This window comes from Kitasatospora sp. P5_F3, from assembly GCF_054049135.1.
In genome coordinates this window covers 1-2,581 of the sequence record NZ_JBFUMY010000174.1, presented here as the reverse complement: position 1 = coordinate 2,581, position 2,581 = coordinate 1, and the positions used below count along the sequence as shown (strand labels likewise).

The 2,581-nt window shown below is 72.1% G+C and carries 1 protein-coding gene; it reads right to left on the bottom strand.

Features of this window, described 5'->3' with window-relative positions; all coding sequences use genetic code 11:
* Positions 1 to 2,581, bottom strand: a 2,581-nt coding sequence (locus tag ACXJMZ_RS37070) for a non-ribosomal peptide synthetase (RefSeq protein WP_457034393.1), incomplete at both ends; no start/stop codon positions are given.

The window sequence follows — 2,581 nt, the reverse complement described above, 5'->3', positions numbered from 1 at the left end:
TAGTTCGGTGGAGAGGTCGAAGGGCCAGCGGGCGGCTTCGATCAGACGGTCCGTCAGGTCGTCGGTGGCCTGGGTGAGTTCCCAGGGGATGGTGAGTTCGTGGGTGTCGACGACGTGTTGGAAGGGTTCGCCTTCGCGTTCGCCGAACACGGTGCGGAGGGCTTCGTGGCGGACCACGACGTCCCGTACGGCTTGCTCCAGGGCGGTGGTGTCGAGTGGGCCGCGCAGTCGGACGCCGAGCGGGATGTTGTAGGTCGCGCCGGGGCCCTCCAGGCGGTGCAGGAACCACAACCGCCGCTGGGCGGAAGAGAGCGTCATGCCTGCCTGGCGCTCACGGGCCACCAGTGCGGGGCGCTCCTGCGCAGTGTCGGCCAGCCAACCGGACAGGCCCGCCACGGTGGGGGACTGGAACAGGGCCCGGATCGGCAGCTCCACGCCCAGCAGGGACCGGGCCCGGCCGACCACGCGCATCGCCAGCAGCGAGTGGCCGCCCAGCTCGAAGAAGTTGTCGTCGATGCCGACCCGGGGGACCGCCAGGATCTCGGCGAAGATGCCGCAGAGCATCTCCTCCTCCAGCGAGCGGGGTCCGCGTGACTGGGCACTGGTGGTGAACACCGGGGTGGGCAGCGCCTTGCGGTCCAGCTTCCCGTTGGGCGTCAGCGGCAGCGCGTCCAGTCGGACGAACGAGGCGGGCACCATGTGCCCCGGCAGCAGCCGCCCGCAGTGCTCCCGCAGCTCCACGGCATCCACGGCATCCACCGCGCCGTCGGTCGTCGGCACCACGTACGCCACCAGGCGGCGGTCGCCGCGCTCGTCGGTGCGGACGTCGATGACGGCGCGCCGCACGGCCGGGTGGCGGGTCAGGACGGCTTCGACCTCGCCGAGTTCGATCCGGAAGCCGCGGACCTTGACCTGCTGGTCGGCCCGGCCGAGGTACTCCACGCAGCCGTCGGGTCGCAGCCGTGCCCGGTCGCCGGTGCGGTACATCCGCTCGCCCGCTGCCCCGAACGGGCAGGCCACGAACCGCTCCGAGGTCAGCCCCGACCGCGCCACGTACCCGCGCGCCAGACCCTCGCCCGCCACGTACAGCTCACCCTCCACCCCCCACGGCACCGGCCGCAACGCCCCGTCCAGGACGTACACCCGGGTGTTGCGGATCGGCCGGCCGATGGTCGGTGCCCCCTGCTCCCGGTCGGAGTGCCAGGCGGTGGAGTAGACGGACGCCTCGGTGAGGCCGTACAGGTTGAGCACCCGGGTGCCGGGCAGGGCGGTGGTGATCTTCGTGAAGGCGTCGGTGGTCAGTGCCTCGCCGGCCACCACGGCGGTGCCCACGGTCAGGTCGGTCCCGATGTCGGCGAGCGCGCTCAGCGCGGACGGCACGGAGACGGTCAGGGTGGCCGAGCGGGGGCGGTCGGCGAGGCTGAGCAGGTCCTGCACGACCTCGACGGAGCCGCCCAGGCAGAGCGGCACCAGGAGTTCGAAGACGGAGGAGTCGAAGTTCAGCGAGGTCGCCGCGATGGTCCGGGCGAAGGTGGCACCGCCGACCTCGGTGCGCGCCCACTCGATGAGGTTGACGATTCCGGCGTGCGGCAGCGCCGCGCCCTTGGGGCGGCCGGTGGAGCCGGAGGTGAACAGCACGTACGCCGGGTTCTCCGGCCGGGGCCGCGTTCGGTGCCCGCCGTCGGTGGTGCGGTCCGCGGTGTGGTCTTCGGTGTCGGTGAGGAGCAGCCGGGTGGGGTCGACGGGGAGGCGTTCGGTGAGGTCGGCGGTGGTGATGACGAGGCTCGGTCGGGCGTCCTCGATCATGGCGGTGATGCGGTCGGTGGGGTAGTCGGGGTCGAGCGGGAGGTAGGCGGCGCCTGCCTTGAGGACGGCCAGTGCGGCGATGACGAGGTCGACGGAGCGGGGCAGCGCGAGGGCCACCACGTCCTCCGGGCCGATCCCGCGCACCGCGAGCCGCCCGGCCAGGGCCTCGGCGTGCCGGTGGAGTTCACGGTAGGTCAGTCGGCCGTGTCCGTCCTGCTCCACCGCGATCGCGTCCGGGGTCGACCGGGCCTGCTGCTCCAGCAGGTCGGTGACGGTGACCGCCTGGTTCGGAGACCGGGTGTCGTTCCAGGTGTCGAGCAGCAGGCGGCGCTCGTCGGTGCCGAGGATGTCGATCGTGCTGAGCGGCTGGTCAGGGTCGGTGACGGCGGCTTCGAGCAGCCGCACCAACCAGGTCATCAGCCGCTCGGCGGTGCTGCGGTCGAACAGCGCGGTGCTGAACTCCAGGATGCCGTTCAGCCCGTTGGGGGCGCCCTGGGGGGTGCGGTGCTCGTTGAGGTTCAGCGTCAGGTCGAACTTGGCGATGCCGGTGTTCACCGGCGCCAGGGAGGCGTCGAGCCCGGGGAACTCCAGGTGTGCCTCGCCCGCGTTGTTGAGCGCGACCATCACCTGGAAGAGGGGTTGGCGGGCGGCGGAGCGTTCGGGGTTGAGGGCGTCGACGAGTCGTTCGAAGGGGAGGTCCTGGTGGGCGTAGGCGGCGAGGTCTGCGGAGCGTACGCGGGTGAGGAGTTGGCGGAAGGTGGGGTCGCCGGTGAGA